This window comes from Pseudomonas sp. RGM 3321 (assembly GCF_022836805.1).
GTDB lineage: Bacteria > Pseudomonadota > Gammaproteobacteria > Pseudomonadales > Pseudomonadaceae > Aquipseudomonas.
The window spans coordinates 26,432-47,991 of sequence record NZ_JALHBH010000091.1; the positions used below are offsets into that span (position 1 = coordinate 26,432).

The 21,560-nt window shown below is 58.8% G+C and carries 18 protein-coding genes; 12 read left to right on the top strand and 6 right to left on the bottom strand.

The window, feature by feature from the left end:
• Positions 1 to 21 precede the first annotated feature (21 nt).
• Both RGM3321_RS04510 and RGM3321_RS04515 read left to right on the top strand, forming a co-directional pair.
• Entirely contained in the window at positions 22 to 795 is a 774-nt protein-coding gene (locus tag RGM3321_RS04510; RefSeq protein WP_057420996.1) for an L-iditol 2-dehydrogenase, read from the top strand.
• Positions 796 to 918: 123 nt separating this feature from the next.
• Positions 919 to 1,740 carry a DeoR/GlpR family DNA-binding transcription regulator gene (locus RGM3321_RS04515; RefSeq protein ID WP_002555713.1) on the top strand — a complete coding sequence of 274 codons (822 nt, stop codon included), beginning with the start codon at positions 919 to 921 and terminating at the stop codon, positions 1,738 to 1,740.
• 111 nt (positions 1,741 to 1,851) lie between these two features.
• Here RGM3321_RS04515 and typA read toward each other — a convergent pair whose 3' ends face one another.
• Positions 1,852 to 3,672 (bottom strand): translational GTPase TypA, encoded by a 1,821-nt coding sequence (gene typA, locus RGM3321_RS04520; RefSeq protein ID WP_002555714.1) that lies wholly within the window; start codon positions 3,670 to 3,672, stop codon positions 1,852 to 1,854.
• A 143-nt stretch (positions 3,673 to 3,815) separates the two neighbouring features.
• Positions 3,816 to 5,270 (bottom strand): tRNA uracil 4-sulfurtransferase ThiI, encoded by a 1,455-nt coding sequence (thiI, locus tag RGM3321_RS04525; RefSeq protein ID WP_244391770.1) that lies wholly within the window; start codon positions 5,268 to 5,270, stop codon positions 3,816 to 3,818.
• 336 nt (positions 5,271 to 5,606) lie between these two features.
• Here thiI and glnA point away from each other — a divergent pair, with 336 nt between their 5' ends.
• The 9 genes from glnA (at position 5,607) to RGM3321_RS04570 (ending at position 14,420) form a co-directional block, all read left to right on the top strand.
• Complete coding sequence (glnA, locus tag RGM3321_RS04530; protein WP_002555716.1) at positions 5,607 to 7,013, top strand: glutamate--ammonia ligase; 1,407 nt, start codon at positions 5,607 to 5,609, stop codon at positions 7,011 to 7,013.
• A 165-nt stretch (positions 7,014 to 7,178) separates the two neighbouring features.
• Positions 7,179 to 7,592, top strand: a complete 414-nt coding sequence (locus tag RGM3321_RS04535) for a cupin domain-containing protein (protein ID WP_244391793.1) — start codon at positions 7,179 to 7,181, stop codon at positions 7,590 to 7,592.
• Positions 7,593 to 7,720: 128 nt separating this feature from the next.
• Positions 7,721 to 8,278, top strand: a complete 558-nt coding sequence (locus RGM3321_RS04540) for a chorismate mutase (protein WP_244391771.1) — start codon at positions 7,721 to 7,723, stop codon at positions 8,276 to 8,278.
• A 78-nt stretch (positions 8,279 to 8,356) separates the two neighbouring features.
• Positions 8,357 to 8,893 (top strand): DUF4124 domain-containing protein, encoded by a 537-nt coding sequence (locus tag RGM3321_RS04545; RefSeq protein ID WP_279613904.1) that lies wholly within the window; start codon positions 8,357 to 8,359, stop codon positions 8,891 to 8,893.
• Positions 8,890 to 9,522, top strand: coding sequence for a DUF4124 domain-containing protein (locus tag RGM3321_RS04550; protein WP_244391773.1), 633 nt, complete (start codon positions 8,890 to 8,892; stop codon positions 9,520 to 9,522). Before RGM3321_RS04545 ends, RGM3321_RS04550 begins: the two co-directional genes overlap by 4 nt.
• A 283-nt stretch (positions 9,523 to 9,805) precedes the next feature.
• Positions 9,806 to 10,891 carry a nitrogen regulation protein NR(II) gene (gene glnL / locus RGM3321_RS04555; protein ID WP_002555720.1) on the top strand — a complete coding sequence of 362 codons (1,086 nt, stop codon included), beginning with the start codon at positions 9,806 to 9,808 and terminating at the stop codon, positions 10,889 to 10,891.
• On the top strand, positions 10,888 to 12,324 hold the full coding sequence (ntrC, locus tag RGM3321_RS04560; RefSeq protein WP_002555721.1) for a nitrogen regulation protein NR(I): 1,437 nt from the start codon (positions 10,888 to 10,890) through the stop codon (positions 12,322 to 12,324). Before glnL ends, ntrC begins: the two co-directional genes overlap by 4 nt.
• 114 nt (positions 12,325 to 12,438) lie before the next feature.
• Entirely contained in the window at positions 12,439 to 14,238 is a 1,800-nt protein-coding gene (locus RGM3321_RS04565) for an amidase (RefSeq protein ID WP_244391774.1), read from the top strand.
• Positions 14,235 to 14,420: a hypothetical protein gene (locus RGM3321_RS04570; protein WP_244391775.1), complete on the top strand. Its 186-nt coding sequence runs from the start codon at positions 14,235 to 14,237 to the stop codon at positions 14,418 to 14,420. The genes RGM3321_RS04565 and RGM3321_RS04570 overlap by 4 nt, the downstream gene beginning before the upstream one ends.
• On the opposite strand, the gene mgrA is transcribed toward RGM3321_RS04570, so the two are convergent.
• From mgrA to RGM3321_RS04590, 4 genes are all read right to left on the bottom strand, one after another.
• Positions 14,386 to 15,423, bottom strand: coding sequence for an L-glyceraldehyde 3-phosphate reductase (mgrA, locus tag RGM3321_RS04575; protein WP_244391776.1), 1,038 nt, complete (start codon positions 15,421 to 15,423; stop codon positions 14,386 to 14,388). The genes RGM3321_RS04570 and mgrA overlap by 35 nt on opposite strands.
• A gap of 82 nt (positions 15,424 to 15,505) precedes the next feature.
• Positions 15,506 to 16,441, bottom strand: a complete 936-nt coding sequence (locus RGM3321_RS04580; protein WP_244391777.1) for a sulfonate ABC transporter substrate-binding protein — start codon at positions 16,439 to 16,441, stop codon at positions 15,506 to 15,508.
• A 111-nt stretch (positions 16,442 to 16,552) separates the two neighbouring features.
• Positions 16,553 to 17,878 carry an LLM class flavin-dependent oxidoreductase gene (locus RGM3321_RS04585; protein WP_244391778.1) on the bottom strand — a complete coding sequence of 442 codons (1,326 nt, stop codon included), beginning with the start codon at positions 17,876 to 17,878 and terminating at the stop codon, positions 16,553 to 16,555.
• 35 nt (positions 17,879 to 17,913) lie between these two features.
• Positions 17,914 to 20,229, bottom strand: a complete 2,316-nt coding sequence (locus RGM3321_RS04590) for a TonB-dependent receptor (RefSeq protein ID WP_347880963.1) — start codon at positions 20,227 to 20,229, stop codon at positions 17,914 to 17,916.
• Positions 20,230 to 20,402: 173 nt separating this feature from the next.
• Between RGM3321_RS04590 and RGM3321_RS04595 the strand changes: the two genes are divergently transcribed.
• Positions 20,403 to 21,449, top strand: a complete 1,047-nt coding sequence (locus tag RGM3321_RS04595; protein WP_244391780.1) for a LacI family DNA-binding transcriptional regulator — start codon at positions 20,403 to 20,405, stop codon at positions 21,447 to 21,449.
• Positions 21,450 to 21,560: the final 111 nt, after the last annotated feature.

Genomic DNA, 21,560 nt, shown 5'->3' on the forward strand with positions numbered 1-21,560 from the left:
TATTGGACGGATGATGAACCCATGAAACGACTTGAAGGTAAAAGCGCGCTGATCACCGGATCGGCGCGGGGCATAGGACGGGCTTTTGCCCAGGCGTATATCCATGAAGGTGCTCGTGTAGCCATTGCCGATATCAATCTGCAACGCGCACAGGCCACGGCGAACGAGCTGGGGCCGAACGCCTACGCGGTCAGCATGGACGTGACGGATCAGACGTCCATCGATCAGGCCATCGCCGCCGTGGTCGCGCAGACCGGCAAGCTGGATATCCTGATCAATAACGCCGCGCTGTTTGATCTGGCACCGATTGTCGATATCACCCGCGACAGTTACGAGCGGCTGTTTTCGATCAACGTCGCGGGCACCCTGTTCACTTTGCAGGCAGCAGCCAGGCAAATGATTGCCCAGGGGCACGGCGGCAAGATCATCAACATGGCCAGCCAGGCTGGCCGGCGTGGCGAGGCGCTGGTGGCGGTGTACTGCGCGACCAAGGCCGCGGTGATCAGCCTGACCCAATCGGCCGGACTGGACCTCATCAAGCATGGCATCAACGTCAACGCCATCGCACCTGGCGTGGTCGATGGCGAACACTGGGATGGCGTGGATGCGATGTTTGCCCGCTATGAAAACCGCCCGTTGGGCGAGAAAAAGAAGCTGGTCGGCGAGCAGGTGCCATACGGGCGCATGGGCACGGCGGACGACCTGACCGGCATGGCTATCTTTCTTGCCTCGCCGGACAGTGAATACGTGGTCGCCCAGACCTATAACGTCGATGGTGGCAACTGGATGAACTGAGGTGTGTCGGCTTCAAAGATGAGCAAGTCCGTGCAAAAAGGCCCGTCGCTGCTTCCATTGCCAGAGCGATTGGCTAAGATGCGCGGACCGCCTGTTGTCTTGGCGGCCCATCAAGGAGCACGAATGTCCACTGAAGAGGAGATCGCCATTTCCGGCGGTACACCTATGATCCCCGATCAGCGCCGGGAGCTGATGCTGCGCCAATTGCGCAAGCATCAGGTGCTCAGCGTTCATCAGTTGATGGAGATGTTCGACTGCTCGCACATGACCATCCGCCGCGATATCGCCCAGCTGGAACAGGAAGGCCGGGCCTATTCAGTCACCGGCGGCGTGCGTATCGCCAGCCAGGTGCACAGCGAGCCCAGCCACCAGTCCAAGGCGGTTATAGAGCTGCCGCACAAACAGGGCATGGCGAGGCTCGCGGCGGGTTTGCTGCATCCAGACATGACTATTTACCTGGACGCGGGCACCAGCACACTGGAAATCGTGCCGCATATCATCGCGTTGTCAGGCATGACCGTGGTGACCAATGATTTCGGCGTAGTCAACGCACTGGCCGATGCTGCGCATGTGGATGTGATTCACACCGGCGGGCTGCTCGATCACCCGAACCGCTCCAGCGTCGGCGGGCTGGCGGCAGCGACGTTGCGGCAACTGGCGACCGATGTGGCCTTCATGTCGACCAGCTCGTGGGACCTGCAACGTGGCACGACTACGCCGTCGGCGTTGAAAGTAGAGGTCAAGCAAGCTGCCATGCAGTCAGCCTCGCAAACCGTATTGGTCGCGACCAGCTCGAAATACGGCACCTTCGGCATGTACAAAGTGGCTGGGCTCGAGCAGTTCGACACCATCATCACCGATGCCGCACTGGCTGAAGCCGCAGCGGATGGTATCCGTAAGCAGCGTATCGAACTGCTGCTGGCACCGGTGGGTGGCAAGCGCTAGACACTTGATACCTGCCCTGAACTTCACCCGGCTGCGTGCCCCGATAATCCATCAGGCATAAAAAAACCCCGGTCTCTCGACCGGGGCTTTTTATTCAGCGCGGGCTAAGTATCAAGCCTTGGCTTTCTTGGCAGCGCGGGTACGCTCGCTTTCGTCCAGGATCTTCTTGCGAAGACGGATGGACTTCGGCGTTACTTCGCACAGCTCGTCGTCCTGGATGAATTCCAGAGCCTGTTCAAGGGTGAACTTGACAGGTGGAACCAGAGCGATGGTTTCGTCTTTGCCCGATGCACGCATGTTGTCGAGCTTCTTGCCTTTGGTAGGGTTCACACCCAGGTCATTGTCGCGGCTATTCAGACCAACGATCTGACCACCGTAGATTTCCTGACCGTGCTCGACGAACAGCTTGCCGCGCGCTTGCAGGGTTTCCAGCGAGTAGGTCAGAGCCTTGCCGGTTTCAACCGAAACCAGAACGCCGTTCTGACGGCCGGACATGTCGCCGGACTTCATCACGTCGTAACGGTCGAAGATCGAGGTCAGGATGCCAGCACCGGAGGTGAGGGTCAGGAACTCGTTACGGAAACCGATCAGGCCACGGGCCGGGATGTTGTACTCAAGGCGAACACGGCCCTTGCCATCCGGAACCATGTTGGTCAGGTCGCCTTTACGCAGACCCATTTGCTCCATGATCGCGCCCTGGGATTCTTCCGGCAGGTCGATGGTCACGTTTTCGTACGGTTCGTGCTTCACGTCGCCTACGCGACGGATGATCACTTCCGGACGACCAACACCCATTTCGAAGCCTTCGCGACGCATGGTTTCGATCAGTACCGAGAGGTGCAGCTCACCACGGCCGGAGACTTTGAACTTGTCGGCGGTGTCGCCTTCTTCAACGCGCAGGGCAACGTTGTACAGCAGTTCCTTGTCCAGACGTTCCTTGATGTTACGGCTGGTGACGAACTTGCCTTCCTTACCGCAGAACGGCGAATCGTTAACCTGGAAGGTCATCGAAACGGTTGGCTCGTCGACGGTCAGCGGCTTCATCGCTTCAACATTCAGCGGATCGCACAGAGTGTCGGAGATGAACAGCTGGTCGAAGCCGCTGATGCAGACGATGTCGCCGGCAGCTGCTTCTTCAACGTCCACACGGTGCAGACCGTGGTGACCCATCAGCTTCAGGATACGGCCGTTACGCTTCTTGCCTTCGGCATCGATAGCAACAACCGGGGTGTTTGGCTTGACGCGACCGCGAGCGATACGGCCAACACCGATGACGCCCAGGAAGCTGTTGTAGTCCAGAGCCGAGATCTGCATCTGGAACGGGCCGTCACGGTCAACTTTTGGCGCAGGAACGTGATCGACGATCGACTGATACAGCGGAGTCATGTCTTCAGCCATGTCGGTGTGTTCCAGACCGGCAATACCGTTCAGGGCCGAAGCGTAGACGACTTTGAAGTCCAGCTGTTCTTCGGTAGCACCGAGGTTGTCGAACAGGTCGAAGATCTGGTCCAGAACCCAGTCCGGACGCGCGCCTGGACGGTCAACCTTGTTGATGACCACGATTGGACGCAGGCCGGCTTCGAACGCCTTCTTGGTCACAAAACGGGTTTGCGGCATAGGGCCGTCCTGGGCGTCGACCAGCAGCAGTACGGAGTCGACCATCGACATCACGCGCTCTACTTCACCACCGAAGTCGGCGTGGCCCGGGGTGTCCACGATGTTGATGTGGTAGCCATTCCAGTTGATCGCGGTGTTCTTCGCGAGAATGGTAATACCGCGCTCTTTTTCCTGGTCGTTGGAGTCCATCACGCGCTCGTCGTTGAGCTCGTTGCGCTCAAGGGTGCCGGACTGGCGCAGGAGTTTGTCTACCAGGGTGGTCTTACCATGGTCAACGTGAGCAATGATGGCGATGTTGCGTAGATTTTCGATCACTTGTGTATCTCGATCAGAGGATTCGGTCTGCTGACTGTTTAAAGGCAGCGATTAACTATTTCGAGTCGGCAAAAGCCGTTACGGCATGACGACTGGTGTCGGGGGGCCGGTGACGCAAGCCACAGGCAAACAGCCCCGGGCACTTAGCTCGGTCGATAAACGCGCACATTGGCATGCCCCTCACTGAGCAAATGGTGAGCATGCAGGCGACTCATGACGCCTTTGTCGCAATACAGCAGGTACTGGCGCGTGTCATCCAGTGCCTTGAAACGGCTGTTCAATGCGTAGAACGGCAACGTCTGTATCTCCACGCCAGGCACTTGCAGCGGCTGGTCCTCTTGGGCATCCGGGTGACGGATGTCGATGATGACCTGACCGGCCAGCGCCTGGCTGACTTCTTCTATGTCGACATTGCGGCTCAGATCGTCGATAACCCGATCGATCGAAATCAGCTTCGCGCGTTCAAGCGCTTGCTCGAGAACCGCCATGTCGAACTGTTTTTCTTCGTACTCAACGCGATTTCGCTTGGCGTTGGTCTTCGGGTTGACCGAAATCACCCCGCAATACTCAGGCATGTGCCGGGCAAAATCGGCAGTGCCGATTTCAGTCGCCAGGTCCACGATGTCCTGCTTGTGGCTTGCAACCAGCGGTCGCAGGACCAGCTTGTCGGTCGCTGCGTCGATCAGCGACAGGTTCGGCAGCGTCTGGCTGGCAACCTGTGAAATCGCTTCGCCGGTTACCAGCACGTCGATTTCGAGACGATCAGCCACGGCGGATGCAGCGCGTAACATCATACGCTTCAAAACTACACCCATATGACTGTTATCGACTTTCTGCAGAATTTCTCCGAGAACTTCCTCGAATGGCACGCTGACAAACAGCACCCGCTGCGAACTGCCGTACTTCTTCCAGATGAAGTGAGCGACTTCCATCACGCCCAGTTCATGGGCACGTCCACCCAGATTGAAGAAGCAGAAGTGCGCCATAAGGCCGCGGCGCATGATCTGGTAGGCCGCAACGGTCGAATCGAACCCGCCGGACATCAATACCAGGGTCTGCTCCAGCGCGCCCAGCGGGTAGCCGCCCATGCCCTGATGCTGGTCATGAACGACAAACAACCGTTGGTCGCGAATTTCCATCCGCACGACCAGATCGGGCTTTTTCAGCTCGATTCCGGCAGCGCCGCATTGCATGCGCAACTTGCTACCGACGTATTTCTCGACATCCATCGAGCTGAAATCGTGACGACCGGCGCGTTTGCAACGCACTGAAAACATCTTGCCGGGCAGCAGGTCGGCGTAGTGCAGCTTGCACTTGGCGACGATGTCATCCATGTCGCCCAACGGGTACTCGGCCACCTGCAGAAAGTTGGCAATGCCAGGCATGCAACTCAGCCGGTCCCTGATGCCCTGCAGCACTTTGGGGTCGGTCTGGCGGGTCTCCACCTCAAGGTTGTCCCATACGCCACCCACGACAATGTCCGCGTCCAGTTCACGGAGCACGGTACGAATGTTCTTGCCCAGTTGCCGGATGAATTTCTTGCGCACCGGCGGGCTTTTAATGGTGATTTCTGGAAAAACTTTAACGATTAGTTTCATGGAAACAGCGCGTGAGGTGCCGACTGAAAAAGGGGGGCGCGGATTATAGCGGAAATTGCTCAACGTTTAACCAGTTATCGTACACTCGACCATCGACGCACCAAAAAGAGTCGACGCACCAAATTGCAGCGCCATAACGGTGCGTACTTTTCTCGGCAGACGCGTTTAAATCCCCTGAAAGCCTGCTTTTGAAGCAAAAAACCCAACACGGGGCACTGGCATGCAAATTGCTCCCTTGTGAGGCAGGTTGCCTTGGCAGAATATTCGTGCCGGCATCACCCAAATTCAAGGGACCCAGCCTAATAGAAGGCGGTTCTTAGCCACCCGGAGGACACCATGTCGAAGTCGGTTCAACTCATCAAAGATCATGACGTTAAGTGGATTGATCTGCGCTTCACGGACACTAAAGGTACGCAGCACCACGTGACCATGCCAGCTCGCGATGCGCTGGAAGATGACTTCTTCGAAGTCGGCAAGATGTTCGACGGCTCCTCCATCTCTGGCTGGAAAGGCATCGAAGCTTCCGACATGATCCTGCTGCCGGACGACGAAACCGCTGTTCTGGACCCGTTCACCGAAGAACCGACGCTGATCCTGGTGTGCGACATCATCGAACCGTCGACCATGCAAGGTTACGATCGTGACCCACGCGCCATCGCTCGTCGCGCCGAGGAATACCTGAAGTCCACCGGTATCGGTGACACCGTATTCGCAGGCCCTGAGCCAGAATTCTTCATCTTTGACGAAGTGAAATTCAAGTCCGACATCTCGGGCTCCATGTTCAAGATCTTCTCTGAACAGGGTTCGTGGATGTCCGACCAGGACGTGGAAGGCGGCAACAAAGGCCACCGCCCAGGTGTTAAAGGTGGTTACTTCCCGGTTCCGCCTTTTGACCATGACCACGAAATCCGTACCGCCATGTGCAACGCTCTGGAAGAAATGGGCCAGACCGTTGAAGTTCACCACCACGAAGTGGCGACCGCTGGCCAGAACGAAATCGGCGTGAAATTCAACACGCTGGTTAAAAAGGCTGACGAAGTTCAGACCCTGAAATACGTTGTTCACAACGTTGCTGACGCTTACGGCCGCACCGCGACCTTCATGCCAAAGCCTCTGTACGGCGACAACGGTTCAGGCATGCACGTGCACATGTCCATCGCCAAAGATGGCAAGAACACCTTCGCAGGTGAAGGCTATGCCGGCCTGTCCGACCTCGCTCTGTACTTCATCGGCGGCATCATCAAGCACGGCAAGGCGCTGAACGGCTTCACCAACCCGTCCACCAACTCGTACAAGCGTCTGGTTCCAGGCTTCGAAGCACCGGTCATGCTGGCCTACTCGGCGCGTAACCGTTCCGCTTCGATCCGTATTCCTTACGTCAACAGCCCACGCGGCCGTCGTATCGAAGCACGCTTCCCGGATCCTTCGGCCAACCCGTACCTGGCCTTCGCGGCTCTGTTGATGGCTGGCCTGGACGGCATCCAGAACAAGATCCACCCTGGCGACGCAGCTGACAAGAACCTGTATGACCTGCCGCCTGAAGAGGCCAAAGAGATCCCACAAGTTTGCGGCAGCCTGAAAGAAGCGCTGGAAGAACTGGACAAGGGCCGTGCGTTCCTGACCAAAGGCGGTGTGTTCAGCGACGACTTCATCGACGCTTACATCGCACTGAAAAGCGAAGAAGAAATCCGCGTTCGTACCTTCGTACACCCACTGGAATACGAGCTGTATTACAGCTGCTAATCCAGCCGCGCCAGCGTTGATGGCGTAACAAGAGACCTCCTTCGGGAGGTTTCTTTGTTTCTGAGGACCGATTTTTTATTTTTGTGCAATAACGGGATACCGCATCAGAAAAAAAATACCGGGCAAACTTCTGGCTCGAATTTCAGCCAGCAAGGCCATCCCGACATGCCCTACAGACTTCTGATCACAGCTGCCCTGATAGCACTGGCAGGCAGCGCCGTTGCCCAACAGGCAAGCCCCACCGTCGAATCCCGTGTTCTGCTGAAAAGCAAAACTTCCTGGGATGGCACGCCTTACATTGCCTACCCCAAAGGCCAGCCCGAGCTGACCGTTCTGAAAATCAACATTCCTGCAAACACCGCGCTGAAATGGCATAGCCATCCGATCCCCAACGCCGCCTACGTGGCCTCAGGAGAAATCACCGTCGAAAAACGGGACAGCAACAAGGAAATCCGCCTGAAAAAAGGCGACGCACTCGCAGAGATGGTTGATATCGTGCACCGCGGCAAGACGGGCGACACACCAGTCGAACTTATCGTCTTCTACGCCGCGACAGAAGCAACGCCGTTGTCGCAATAAGCTCTCACCAGCACGTACGCGGAATGCAGCCTTTGCAACGTGAAATTCTTTTCACCACCGGGCACTGGCTGCATACCCACGAATCGGGCTTAACTCTGCACCCCGCCCCGATCAATATGGAGTTGAATATGCGCCTGCTTCTGGCCACTTCCCTGCTGACCCTGACGTGCATGTCTTCCTGCTTCGCCTTCGCCGCCGAGCAGAAGCCCTCTTCTATCGAGCCGCTGTTGCAAGCCATCAGCGAGCGCCTGTCCATCGCCGATCAGGTTGCCCTGAGCAAATGGGACAGCGGCAAAGCCGTCGAGGACCCGCCGCGCGAGCTGCAAGTCATCAGCGCAGCGCAGGCCCGCGCTGCCGAGTTCAAGCTGAACCCTGACGACGTTCAACGCTTGTTCAAGGCGCAGATCGAAGCCAACAAGCAAATACAGAATGCACTGCTTGCCCAATGGCATGCAGCGGGCAAAGCCCCTGATACGACCAGGCTGAGCCTGGTGGACGATATCCGCCCGAAACTCGACCGTTTGCAAACCCAGCTGCTACAGGCATATGCCGACTTCCAGCCGCTGCGCAAAACCGAAGACTGCAGAATAAAGCTGGATATGGCGCTCAAGCGCTACCAAACCGACCCAATTCATGATCAGGCACTGGTGCTGGCCACCGCCGACCTTTGCTCGGCAAAACTCTGACACATCAGGTGGATAGCGCAGCATAGGGCGATGTGTTCTATGCTGACGGCCAATCGTGCCCCTGCTGTCGAGAGCCCCATGCGTCAAAGTCTGATTTGCCTGCTGCTGATGATCAGCCTGCCTGCGCTGGCGCAGATCTATAAGTACACCGATGCGAACGGCAACACCGCGTTCAGCAATCAGCCACCCGACGGCACGAGGACCGAGGTGGTCGAGTTGCCGCCCCTCAACAGCATCGAAACACAGGCACCCGCCAGACCGGTCGTCAACAGCCCGCCGCAATCGGCTCCGGCACAGCCACAGCCACAGCCAAAGACCGCCTACGACGTACTGGAACTGACAGACCTTCCTACCGACGAAGCGTTACGCGCCAACAACGGCACGTTTATCATCGGCGTGAAAATCCAGCCGCGTCTGCAACCGACTCACAGCCTGCAACTGCTGCTGGACGGCAACCTGTACGGGCAGCCTTCCAACCTGCCACGCTTTCAGGTGGTCAACATAGATCGCGGCGAGCACAGTTTCGCGGTAGTGGTGAAAGACGGCGAGCGGATCATTCAGCAGAGCGAGACCATTACGCTGACCATTCAGCGCGTGCACCTCGGCAAACCATGAACAGACACAGAATGCACAGCGCGCTGATCTGCTTGCTGCTGCTAATGGCGCTGCCAGCCGCTGCCGACGTCTATACCTACATCGACGCGCAAGGCAATCGGGTGTTTACCGATCAGCCGCGCAAGAACGCCACACGCGTCGATATTCCACCCAGCAACAACATGACCGGCACGCCGCCGACCCGAACATTGAAAGCACACCCTGCCAAACCCGCAGTGCAGCCGATGTTTCATTATCAACTGCTGAGAATTCTGGTGCCCGAGCCGGACGCCACGCTGGTAAATCCCAGTGGCGATCTGATCGTTACCGTCACCAGCGAACCGGTGTTACAGCCGGGTCACAGCTACCGGCTACTGCTGGATAACGTTGCCGTCGGCGAGGCCGGCCGCAGCCCAGTCTTCCCGCTGAGCAATGTGGATCGCGGCACACATCAATTGTCGGTAGAGATTTTCGACGAGCTCGGCCGTGTTCTGGAAAAAACACCGAACCAGCCGTTTCACGTACAGCGCATTTCCTTGGCGCAAAAGCGCGCGACTCATCCTTGCAAGGAGGATGATTACGGCGTGCGTCCCGAGTGCCCACTCAAGGATAAGCCCGAGCCTAAAAGCAGCATTCTGCCTTTCTTCTGATCCTCGGCAAAGCCAAAGCACCTTTTTGGTGCATCATCTACACGCCTGCGCAACAATACAGTCCAATTTGGTTCAGGAACGCTCTGCAAGTAGCGCCGTATGCGGGCACTCGCTCGAAAAACGGCCCGATTTTGCAGATAAAGCGCTTCTTTTCGGAGCCTTGGTTTGGTTTTTGCAACTTCACTGAGACAGCACCGTATTGGTGGCCTTGCTCCTGCTGGCGCAGACCAACCAGCACCAGCATTGCGCAACTGCAATGTGCCAAAAGAGGTCAACACGATTCATGACTATCAGCGACGCGCTGCACAGACTGTTACTGGATAACCTGACCACTGCCACCATTCTGCTCAACGCCGATCTGCGACTTGAGTACATGAACCCGGCAGCGGAAATGCTGCTCGCCATCAGCGGGCAGCGCAGCCATGGGCAATTCATCAGCGAGCTGTTCACCGAGTCGGCTGAGGCACTGAGTTCGCTGCGTCAGGCAGTGGAACAGGCTCATCCTTTCACCAAGCGCGAAGCGATGCTCACCGCACTGACCGGTCAGACACTGACTGTCGACTATGCCGTGACGCCGATCCTCAGCAAGGGCGATACCCTGCTGCTGCTTGAAGTGCACCCACGAGACCGATTGCTGCGCATTACCAAGGAAGAGGCCCAGCTGTCCAAGCAGGAAACCACCAAGATGCTGGTGCGTGGCCTGGCTCACGAAATAAAGAATCCGCTGGGGGGCATTCGCGGGGCCGCACAGCTGCTGGCCCGCGAGCTGCCTGAAGAAAGCCTCAAGGATTACACCAACGTCATCATCGAAGAGGCCGACCGCCTGCGTAATCTGGTCGACCGCATGCTGGGTTCCAACAAGCTGCCGTCGCTGGCGATGACCAACGTGCACGAAGTGCTTGAACGAGTGTGCAGCCTGGTCGAGGCCGAAAGTCAGGGCTGCATCACGCTGGTGCGCGACTATGACCCAAGCATTCCCGACGTCTTGATCGACCGCGAGCAAATGATCCAGGCCGTGCTCAATATCGTGCGCAACGCCATGCAGGCCATCAGCGGCCAGAACGAATTGCGCCTGGGACGGATCACCCTGCGCACCCGCGCCATGCGCCAGTTCACTATCGGCCACGTTCGCCATCGACTGGTCAGCAAGATCGAAATCATCGACAACGGCCCCGGTATTCCGGCCGAACTTCAGGAAACCATTTTTTACCCGATGGTCAGTGGCCGCCCGGATGGCACAGGGCTAGGTCTTGCCATTACCCAGAACATCATCAGCCAGCACCAGGGCCTGATCGAGTGTGACAGCCATCCCGGCCACACCACGTTCTCGATCTTCCTGCCGCTGGAACAAGGAGCAGCTTCGACATGAGCCGTAGTGAAACTGTCTGGATCGTAGACGACGATCGTTCTATCCGCTGGGTACTGGAAAAGGCCTTGCAACAGGAAGGCATGACCACACAAAGCTTCGACAGCGCCGACGGGGTGATGAGCCGTCTGGCCCGTCAGCAGCCGGACGTGATCATTTCCGACATCCGCATGCCCGGCGCCAGTGGCCTGGACCTGCTGGCGCGGATTCGCGAGCAGCATCCGCGTCTGCCGGTGATCATCATGACCGCCCATTCAGATCTGGACAGCGCAGTGGCGTCTTATCAGGGTGGCGCTTTCGAGTACCTGCCCAAGCCATTCGATGTCGATGAAGCCGTCTCGCTGGTCAAGCGCGCCAATCAGCACGCCCAGGAACAACAAGGCCTGGACGTCGCACCGACACTGACCCGCACCCCTGAAATCATTGGCGAAGCGCCAGCGATGCAGGAAGTGTTTCGCGCTATCGGGCGCCTGAGTCACTCCAACATCACCGTGTTGATCAACGGTGAGTCGGGGACCGGCAAGGAGCTGGTCGCTCATGCACTGCACCGCCACAGCCCGCGCTCGGCCTCGCCGTTCATTGCGCTGAACATGGCGGCGATTCCCAAGGACTTGATGGAGTCCGAACTGTTCGGCCACGAAAAAGGCGCGTTCACCGGCGCGGCCAACCTGCGTCGCGGACGCTTCGAACAGGCTGACGGCGGCACGCTGTTTCTCGATGAAATTGGCGATATGCCAGCCGACACCCAGACCCGTCTGCTGCGCGTGCTGGCCGATGGCGAGTTCTACCGGGTAGGCGGTCACACGCCGGTCAAGGTCGATGTGCGGATCATTGCCGCGACACACCAGAACCTGGAAACCCTGGTACAGGCCGGGAAATTCCGTGAAGACTTGTTTCACCGTCTGAACGTGATCCGTATTCACATTCCGCGCATGTCGGACCGTCGCGAAGACATCCCGACCCTGGCCAAGCACTTCCTCAGCCGCGCCGCACAGGAACTGGCAGTCGAACCCAAGCTGCTCAAGGCCGAGACCGAGGAATACCTCAAGCATCTGCCGTGGCCAGGCAACGTGCGTCAGCTGGAAAACACCTGCCGCTGGATCACGGTCATGGCCTCGGGTCGTGAAGTGCACATCAGCGACCTGCCACCGGAACTGCTGAGCCTGCCGCAGGACGCAGCCCCGGTTACCAACTGGGAACAGGCGTTACGTCAGTGGGCCGACCAGGCCTTGTCTCGCGGTCAGTCCAGCCTGCTGGACAGCGCTGTGCCGACTTTCGAGCGGATCATGATCGAAACCGCCCTCAAACACACCGCCGGCCGCCGCCGCGACGCCGCCGTGCTGCTGGGCTGGGGCCGCAACACCTTGACCCGCAAGATCAAGGAACTGGGCATGAAGGTGGATGGCGGGGATGACGACGAAGCTGACGAGGGCTGAGCTACGTCCCTGCTGCCAAAACGGGTAGCTGTCATTTCTGACAGTTCCCTGTAAAGCCTATTAATGATTAGCTTCCTCTACCCCTGCTCCAAGGGGCAGAAGGAGCTTGTCACTATGGAAAGTCAGTTACTTATTGAACCTGCCGCCACACCCCGTGAGCAAGCCAACAACGCGCGCTTGCTGGCGGCACTGCCGCGTGGTGCAAGCATTGAACGACGCGAGCGGATTGTTGACTACGACATCGTCGAACTCGCCGCGCTGCTGCGCGAGGGCAATCCTGAAAAGCTGACCTCTGAACAACTGTTCATGGCGTACTGGAGCCGCATCCTTCAGTTCAATGGTCCGGAAGAAACCTACGGCAATAACGGCAAATACAACGCTTTTGTGCGCATGGAGGATTTCTCGACACTGTTGGAGCAGGCAAGACTCGCCGATCAATGGCTGACCACTCCAGACGATGAACGCGGTCCGGCACCTCCGCTGTGCGGAATCCCCTTCGGCATAAAAGACTCCTTCGCCCTCCAGGGCCTTGAAAGCAAAAACGGCACTCAGGCTTTTTCCGGCAACCTGGCATTACGTGATGCAACATGCGTAGCCCGGCTAAGGGCTCAGGGCACAATCATTATCGGTCATACCATCTGCTCCGAACTCTCGACCCATACGGTCGGCCAGTTTGCCGGGAATGCGTGGGACCCGACACGTACGCCGGGTGGATCCAGTCAGGGCTCGGGGGTCGCTCCGGTGGCGCGTCTGTGTGCCGCAGCATTGGGCGAAGAGACGGCCGGCTCGATTATCATTCCTGCGGCTGCCAATGGTGCCAGCGCAATAAAACCATCGCTGGGGCTGGTGTCTGGCGGCGGAGTGATGCCACTGCGAAGCGGTTGGGATGTGGTCGGCCCCATGGCCCGTTCGATTCGCGATGCGTCGCTGATACTGTCCGTAATTGCCGGACCTGATGGAGAAAACGACCCGCAAAGCCTGTCGGCCCCATCGATAGGCGAGCAGCTTTGCATTACCCCTACCCCCGGCTCTGTTCCTCTGGAAGGGCTGACCATAGGCATTCCGCAGACGGACTGGATGTCTTCGCCCGGCCAGCCCCCTGCGCAGTCTTACGACGCGGACTACGGCGCTGCCTTCATCAGGTTCAAGGATCAGCTTGTAGCGCTGGGTGCCAAGGTCATCGACTTTCCTTGGCTGGATGCTGAAATCCTTGAAAACATTCCTTACTCCTCGCCAGAACCCATTCATGACGTGCTGGACAGTGATGGCAGCATTCTGATGAGCGTCAACGCTCAAGCCGTTACCAGTTACGCCAATCAACTGGAAACCCGGCACTGGTCAGCCGTGCGTGACTTTGCAGACTTGCTGGAGAATCAAGACCACAGAGACTATTTGCTACAAAGACATCCAGAGTCCTTCGATCAGATTGCCTCACTCATTCCAGTGGGGATCAGACTCGAAGCAGAGAACAAACGTCGTCAACAACAGGGGCATTTTGAAAAGGCACTGAATGACTATCAGATTGACTTCATGATGGTGCTACCGCTCGGAGCTCACATCGGCGAGCGGGCAGGCGCACTGGCGAAAACACTCCCGGTACAGCGTATGTACTTCGATATGCCCAACGCGCTGGCCTGGCCCATGCTGACACTGCCCATCGGTCATGGCGCTACAGGCATCCCAAAGCAATTACCCATTACGGCAGCGTTCTGGGGCAGGCGCTTCAGTGAACCACTGCTCGTGCAGGCCGCCATCGACTTTCAGACGCACTATCCCGAGTATCACACCAAGTCGCCGCCAGACCCGGATTTCGCCCCGCCCGCAGACTTTCGTATCTGGACGCTGGACGAAATCCCTTCGCAGTACTCAGCCGATCCATTGGTCATTGCCGAGGGCAGGAGGAAAAAATCATGAGCCCGCCCCCCTTCTTTGTTATCCAGTGGAAGCCACTGAACAACCCGGCGTTGCTGCCAGCGCAGGCGAGTGAGCCGCCTGACGCATTTTTCAACGTGCGATGGCGACCCACGCAGGGCCTGACTTATTACCCGGAAACGGCTGTGCCTACTCTGCCAGAGAAGGTTTTTCCCACAGGTTGATTCCGCCTTCCACCGCAAAGCTGTCGATCTCGGTCAGTTCTTCGGGACTGAACGCGAGGTTCTTCAGCGCGCCGACGTTCTCGACAATCTGCTCCGGACGGCTCGCACCGATCAACGCGGAGGTCACGCGCGGATCGCGCAGCGTCCAGGCCAGGGCCATTTGTGCCAGGCTCTGACCGCGACGCTGGGCGATTTCGTTGAGCGCGCGCACGTGGGCGATGTTCTGCTCGGACAGGTGCGAAGCCTGCAACGAGCCGCCGCCCGGACGATTGACCCGCGCATCCTTGGGCACGCCGTTCAGGTACTTGTCCGATAGCAGCCCTTGGGCCAGCGCGGTAAAGGCGATCACGCCCGCGCCCAGCTCTTCGGTAGCGTCGAGCAGGTCTTTCTCGACCCAGCGGTTGAGCAGGTTGTAGGCCGGCTGGTGAATCAGCAGAGGCACTTTCCACTCTTTGAGCAACGCCGCTATTTCGCGGGTCTTGGCCCCGGAATACGACGAGATACCAATGTACAACGCCTTGCCCTGCTGCACTGCCGTAGCCAGCGCGCTGGCGGTTTCTTCCAGCGGGGTGTCCGGGTCGAAGCGGTGCGAGTAAAAAATATCGACGTAATCCAGGCCCATGCGCTGCAGGCTCTGATCGAGGCTGGCGAGCACGTATTTGCGCGAACCACCGCCCTGCCCGTACGGCCCTGGCCACATATCCCAGCCAGCCTTGCTGGAGATGATCAGTTCATCGCGATAGTGCTTGAAGTCTTCGCGCAACAGGCGACCGAAGTTGACCTCAGCGCTGCCGTAGGGCGGGCCATAGTTGTTGGCCAGGTCGAAATGGTTGATGCCCAGATCGAACGCCGTGCGCAACATGGCGCGCTGAGTGTCGATCGGCGTGCTGTCACCGAAGTTGTGCCACAGGCCGAGCGAAAGCGCCGGAAGCACCAGCCCGCTGCGGCCGGTACGGCGATAAGGCATGTCGTTGTAACGATTTTCGGCAGCGATGTAAGTCATTGATTCCTCTCTTGTCTGGGGGATATTCGAGGCGTCTTGCGGTGCGTTGGGGAGCCAGAAGCGTCTGCTCGCGACGCGAGAATCATGGCTTTTGCCAGACCACCTGCTGGATATCGACCCGCTTGGGTATCAGGTGGTTGTCGTAAAACAGATCGGCGGTCGCCTGCTGCGCACGCACGATCTCGTCTGTGATCGCCAGGCTGGGTGATTCAGGTCGATGATCAAGATACTGAGTGATGACCGCTTCGGACAAGCCCATGCTGCGCGCCAGGATCTGAATGCTTTCGTTGCGTTGCGAGCGAGTCAGTCCATCGGCGACGGTCAGTTCGTCGAGAACCTGCTGCACGAGCGCCGCGTTTTCGTCAGCAAACGCCCGCCGTGCGGTATAGAACGGACCGGACAATCCAAGCCCCTCGCCGTTGGCCAGCAGGCGACTGTGGCCTTCGTTCAGGGCGATGGAGTAGTACGGGTCCCAGATTGCCCAGGCATCGACACTACCGTTTTCAAAGGCGGCGCGGGCATCGGCGGGGGTCAGGTAGATTGGCTGAATATCCTTGAAGGTCAGGCCGGCTTTGTTGAGCAAACGCAGCACCACGTTGTGCGAGCTGGAGCCTTTCTGCAGCGCGACCTTGCGGCCTTTCAATTCCGCGACGCTGTGCACCGGGCTTTCGTTGCGCACCAACAGGGTTTCCGCCTGCGGCTTGGCCGGCTCGGTACCGATGTAGACCAGATCGGCACCTGCAACCTGGGCGAAGATCGGCGGGATGTCTCCGGTGGAGGCGATGTCCAGGCTGCCAATGTTCAGCGCCTCCAGCATCTGCGGCCCGGCCGGAAACTCGATCCATTTGATTTTTTTCTCGGGAAACCGCTTTTCCAGCAGGCCGTTTTCCTTGGCCAGCACCAGCGTGATCGAGCCCTTCTGATAGCCGATGCGAAGAGTGTCGGGCTCGTCGGCAGAAGCTGTACCGAACAGACCGCTGAAGGCCAGAATGGCGGCGATAAACGTGAATGGTTTCATGGGTGATCCTTTCTCGGTCGACTCTCGTGCCAATGCTCCGCGTTGGCATGCATCCCGTGACGCTGCGCGTCACCTCTCTGCAGCCAGGTTCGGTATCTGATACGGGAATTATCAAAATCCATAAGCAGGCCGCTGCAGCCCCAGGTTCTCGCGCAACGTTGTGCCTTCATATTCAGTACGAAACAGCCCGCGCCGCTGCAGCTCCGGCACCAGCAATTGCGCGACGTCCTCCAGACCTCCCGGCAAATGCGGCACAAGCACGTTGAAGCCGTCTGCCGCGCCGTGTTCGAACCAGGTTTGCAGCTCATCAGCGATCTGCTCAGGCGTACCGATCAGGCTGTAATGCCCTCGCCCACCGGCAATCCGCCGTCCCAGTTGCGCCAGGGTCAGGTTTTCCTGATTGGCCAGTTCGGTGAGCAGTTTCTGCCGACTGCGCTGGCCGCTGTCCGTCAGCGGCAGCTCTGGCAATGGGCCGTCCAGCGGGTAGCCTGACAGGTCGAAATTGCCCAGCATACGGCCTAACAGGGCGACACCAACCTGAGGCTCGACCAACTCCTGAAACGACTCAAATTTCGCTTTTGCCAACGCCTCGGTTTCTGCCACTACGATGAACACGCCGGGCATGACTTTCAGCGAATCTGCGTCACGTCCGTATGCGCCGAGGCGGCCCTTGATGTCCGCATAAAACGCCTGGGCACTGGCCAGCGAGGTCTGTGCGGTGAACACCACTTCCGCGGTCTGCGCCGCCAGATCGCGGCCAACTTCAGAGGAGCCCGCCTGCACGACCACGGGCTGCCCTTGCGGCGAGCGCGCCACGTTCAGCGGGCCTTTGACACTAAAGTGCTCACCGTGATGATTGAGCACATGTAATTTGGCCGGGTCGTAATATTCACCGCTGGTCTTGTCGCGGGTAAACGCGTCATCTGCCCAGCTGTCCCACAGACCGGTCACCACCTGATGAAACTCCCGTGCGCGGCTGTAGCGCTCGGCATGCCCCACATGCTCGGCGCGCCCGAAGTTCTGCGCTTCGGCGGCGGCATCGGAGGTCACCAGATTCCAGCCCGCTCGTCCCCCGGACAAGTGATCCAGCGAGGCGAACTTGCGCGCCACGTGATAAGGCTCGTTGTAGGTGGTAGTCGCCGTGGCGATCAGACCAATGTGATCGGTCACCGCGCTCAACGCCGAGAGCAGGGTCAACGGCTCGAAATGATCAGAACGGGCCATGCGGCTGGCGATATCGCCGGTGGCGGCAGCCACACTGTCGGCCACGAACAACGTATCGAATTTCGCCGCTTCCGCGACCTTGGCCACGTGCCGGTAGTGCTTGAAATCCAGCCCTGCATCGGCAGGCACATCCGGGTGACGCCAGGCCGCAACGTGGTGCCCGGTGGCCATCAGAAAAGCGCCGAGTTTCATCTGTCGAGCTGTCGTGCTCATTCTTCACTCCTTACTGTGTTACCGCGGGCCACGACTCAGAAATCCTTGCGTAGCTGTACGCCGAAATAACGCTGGTCATCACGCGGTACAGACCGGTAAACATAGCTGCCACCCGTGGCCAACATCGGCGAATAGGACTTGTCTGCCAGGTTCTTGCCGAGCAGTGCCACGCGCCAGCCACTGTTGTAATCGGCCAGCGCAACGCTGGCATTCCAGATGCCGTAAGCGCCCTGTTTGGTATCCGGGTTCTGGCTAATGTCGTACTGCACTTCGCTCTGCCAGCTGTAATCGGTGCCCAGTTCGATATCCAGGCCGTTGTCCAGCGCAATGGTGTAGTCAGCGCGAACGTAGCTTTTCCAGTCCGGGCTGTACGGAAGTGTCTTGCCATCGACATTGCAGGACGCCGCCGCACCGGCCGGGCAGGCAAAGCTGTCGATGCGCGCCTTGGTGTAGGACAGCGCGCCGGAGAATTTCAGGTTACGGGTGGCCTGCAAGGCGTAATCCAGCTCGACGCCTTCAGTGCTGACGCTGCCTGCGTTGATCAGGCGCGTGACGACCTGCCCGGCAACGCTGTCGAAAAAGTTCGCCTGATAATTGTCGTAATCGCTGTGGAACACCGCCAGGTTGGTGGTCAGGCGATTGTTCCAGGTGGTGGCCTTGACGCCGACTTCCCAAGTGTTCGAGGTCTCCGGTTTCAAAGCGTCGGTGTCACGCGGCTGCATGTTGAAGAACACGTTGTAGGCCGGGCCTTTGTAGCCGCGCGAGTAGGTGATGTAGGTCATCACACTGTCGCTCAGGTCGTATTGCAGACCCAGCCGACCGGACTTGCCGTCCTCGTCCACCGAACCGGAACTGCTGGTCGCAGGCTGAATACCGCTGACGGTCGTAGCCGATGTCGATACGCGGCGATGATCGTATTCCAGATCGTCGTGGGTCCAGCGTGCCCCGGCAATCGCACGGAAGTCCGGGGTGAAGTTGAACGTGGTTTCGCCGAATACCGAGTAGCTGTCGGTGGTGGTGCTGTAATCAGCGATGCCACGGTCCTGACGGGTCGGGGTGATCAGCGTGCGCTGATAGGTCTCGTCGCTCTTGCCGTGCATGTAAAACAGACCGCCCACGTATTCGACAAACTGGCCTTTCGGCGACGCCAGACGTAGCTCTTGGGAATACTGGTTGAACTCCAGATCGCCTTTGTCTTCGGTGCCGGGGAAGGCAGCGGTGACAGTGCCGAGACGGTCGCCATCCTGATACTGGGTGTTGTCCCAGCCGCGCCAGGCGGTAATGGAAGTCAGGGTATAATCGCCCAGTTGCCAGTCGAGCTGGCCGGACAGGCCCTTGTTGACGTCCTCGACATGGCTGCGGTAATCACTGAGCACGTTGCGGTTGTCGCTATCTGCGCGTACCGGGGACAGCGCACTGGCGAACGCCGGGGTCAGCGCCTTGCTCACTACGCCATTGGGCGCATCGTCATGGGACTGCATGTAGTCCGCGGCAAGGGTGAAGGTGATGTCGTCGTTAGGCGTGAATTCCAGCTTGCCGCGTGCGCCCTTGCGGTTGTAACCGTTGACCTCCTGACCGTTGAGCTTGTTATCGACGTTGCCGTCATAGCTGCCGAACAGCGTGGTAATCGAGCCCTTGAGGGTTTGTGGAATCAGACTGCCGCCGATGCCGAAACGGGTGCGGCTTTCGTTGCCGCTGTAGTACGACTGATCGATGTAACCGTGGGTCTCTTCGGTCGGTGCCTTGGTGGTGACGTTGAGCACGCCAGCCGAGGCATTCTTGCCAAACAACGTACCTTGCGGGCCGCGCAGCACTTCGATGCGCTCAAGGTCGAGCAGGTCCAGCGTGGCCTGGCCCGGACGCGCGTACACCACGCCATCGATGACTGTCGCCACCGTGGGCTCGACACCCGGCGAGGTGGAAATGGTGCCGACACCACGAATGAACAGCGAGGTGTCCTTGTTGGACGCACCAGTGCGGAAATTCAGCGAAGGCACTTGCTGCACGATGCTGGCCACGCCGTTACGATTGTCCCGCTCCAGTTGCTCGCCCTGAATCACCGAAACTGCGACCGGTACTTTTTGCAGCGACTCTTCACGGCGCGTGGCCGTTACGGTGACGGACTCCAGCGCTACCGCTTCAGTGCTCTGCGTTGCTGCGTTATCTGCCATTGCCGGAACCCACGGCAACGCCGTAAGCCCCATCAACAGCCAGCCATAACGACGCCCCCGCGCCGCATGAGCCTGATCGATGGCTTGCGCCAGAAGCGTGTGTTTGATGCTATCCCCATGTGTTGTGTGCATCTGCGTGCCTGCTTGAAATATGCCCTGATCCGACAATGCGATACGCACTGGCGCCTGTTGATTGCTGGCTAAACCGGGGTCCGGGCATTCGCGGTGGCGAGTAGCAGACAAACCATCTTTGTTAGCGCTAACATCGCCAGTATCAGGAAACGGCGAATAGATCGTCCAATACTGAAAAATTAGTTTTATATTCTTTTTACTTTTATACGAAGTGATCGAGCATGGCCGACGAGAAACCCGCGACACGCAAACGCCGAGGCGCAGGCCGGGTGACGATCACCGCAGTGGCGCGTCAGGCCGGTGTATCAGCCATTACCGTGTCGCGCTATTTCAATCAGCCGGAGCAAGTCTCGCCCGAACTGCGTGAGCGGATTGCAGCCGTGGTCAATGCGCTGGGTTATGTGCCCAACCTGGTGGCTGGTGGCCTTGCGTCGGCGCGCAGCCGGGTGGTTGCGATGGTGATTCCCAACATCTCCGGGCCGATCTTCGCCAACACCATTCAAGGTTTCAGCGACACGCTGAGCCAGCATGGTTTCCAGTTGCTGCTGGCCTCCAGCTACTTTTCCGCTGAACAGGAAGAAAGCGCAGTGCGGGCGTTTCTGGGCTGGTCTCCGGCTGCGCTGGTGCTGACCAGTCACTTCCACAGCCCGGCTACCGAGAAAATGATCGAGCAGACCGATGTCCCGGTGATCGAAACCTGGGACCACCAGCCCGAACGCAGCCCGATCCAGATTGGCTTTTCTCACTATGACGTCGGCGTCACGGCAGCCCGCTATTTGTACGACAAGGGCTACCGCCGTATCGCGTTCGTGCAGAACAGCATCGCAGGCGACTTCAGCGCACTGGAGCGGCGTGACGGCTATATCACCACACTCGAAGGGCTCGGCATCAAACCGTGGGTCTTTGTCCCCGACGCCGGACGCGCACCGTTCGAGGCGGGCAAACAGGCCATGGAAACGTTGATGAGCCAAACACCGCGCCCCGACGCCATCTTCTTCGCCAACGACAACCTGGCAGCCGGCGCCCTGCTCGCCAGCCAGCGCGCAGGCCTGAGCATTCCGCAGGATTGCGCCGTGATGGGCTTCGGCGATTACGCCTTCGCAGAAATGATGCTACCCAGCCTGACCACCATCAAACCGCCCGCACTGGAGATCGGCGTAATGGCCGCTACGCGGGTGCTTGAAAGCCTTGGAGTGTTGCCAGCGGAGGGAGACATACAGCGGCTGAACTTACTGGGGTGCAGATTGGTGGAGCGCGAGAGTACATGAGCCCGACACAATCTCGCGCCTACGCTGGAGGGTGGAGAACGATGACTTCAGCCATCGTGCGACGCTCCGCGTCGCATGTCGTTCTGGACGCTCTGCGTCCTCTCCTGATTA

What these genes read in the sequence shown, in the direction of transcription:
- RGM3321_RS04510 (WP_057420996.1), top strand. Translation starts at nt 22, where the DNA reads ATGAAACGACTTGAAGGTAAAAGCGCGCTGATCACCGGATCGGCGCGG.
- RGM3321_RS04515 (WP_002555713.1), top strand. Translation starts at nt 919, where the DNA reads ATGTCCACTGAAGAGGAGATCGCCATTTCCGGCGGTACACCTATGATC.
- thiI (WP_244391770.1), bottom strand. Translation starts at nt 5,270, where the DNA reads ATGAAACTAATCGTTAAAGTTTTTCCAGAAATCACCATTAAAAGCCCG.
- glnA (WP_002555716.1), top strand. Translation starts at nt 5,607, where the DNA reads ATGTCGAAGTCGGTTCAACTCATCAAAGATCATGACGTTAAGTGGATT.
- RGM3321_RS04535 (WP_244391793.1), top strand. Translation starts at nt 7,179, where the DNA reads ATGCCCTACAGACTTCTGATCACAGCTGCCCTGATAGCACTGGCAGGC.
- RGM3321_RS04540 (WP_244391771.1), top strand. Translation starts at nt 7,721, where the DNA reads ATGCGCCTGCTTCTGGCCACTTCCCTGCTGACCCTGACGTGCATGTCT.
- RGM3321_RS04545 (WP_279613904.1), top strand. Translation starts at nt 8,357, where the DNA reads ATGCGTCAAAGTCTGATTTGCCTGCTGCTGATGATCAGCCTGCCTGCG.
- RGM3321_RS04550 (WP_244391773.1), top strand. Translation starts at nt 8,890, where the DNA reads ATGAACAGACACAGAATGCACAGCGCGCTGATCTGCTTGCTGCTGCTA.
- glnL (WP_002555720.1), top strand. Translation starts at nt 9,806, where the DNA reads ATGACTATCAGCGACGCGCTGCACAGACTGTTACTGGATAACCTGACC.
- ntrC (WP_002555721.1), top strand. Translation starts at nt 10,888, where the DNA reads ATGAGCCGTAGTGAAACTGTCTGGATCGTAGACGACGATCGTTCTATC.
- RGM3321_RS04565 (WP_244391774.1), top strand. Translation starts at nt 12,439, where the DNA reads ATGGAAAGTCAGTTACTTATTGAACCTGCCGCCACACCCCGTGAGCAA.
- RGM3321_RS04570 (WP_244391775.1), top strand. Translation starts at nt 14,235, where the DNA reads ATGAGCCCGCCCCCCTTCTTTGTTATCCAGTGGAAGCCACTGAACAAC.
- mgrA (WP_244391776.1), bottom strand. Translation starts at nt 15,423, where the DNA reads ATGACTTACATCGCTGCCGAAAATCGTTACAACGACATGCCTTATCGC.
- RGM3321_RS04580 (WP_244391777.1), bottom strand. Translation starts at nt 16,441, where the DNA reads ATGAAACCATTCACGTTTATCGCCGCCATTCTGGCCTTCAGCGGTCTG.
- RGM3321_RS04585 (WP_244391778.1), bottom strand. Translation starts at nt 17,878, where the DNA reads ATGAGCACGACAGCTCGACAGATGAAACTCGGCGCTTTTCTGATGGCC.
- RGM3321_RS04595 (WP_244391780.1), top strand. Translation starts at nt 20,403, where the DNA reads ATGGCCGACGAGAAACCCGCGACACGCAAACGCCGAGGCGCAGGCCGG.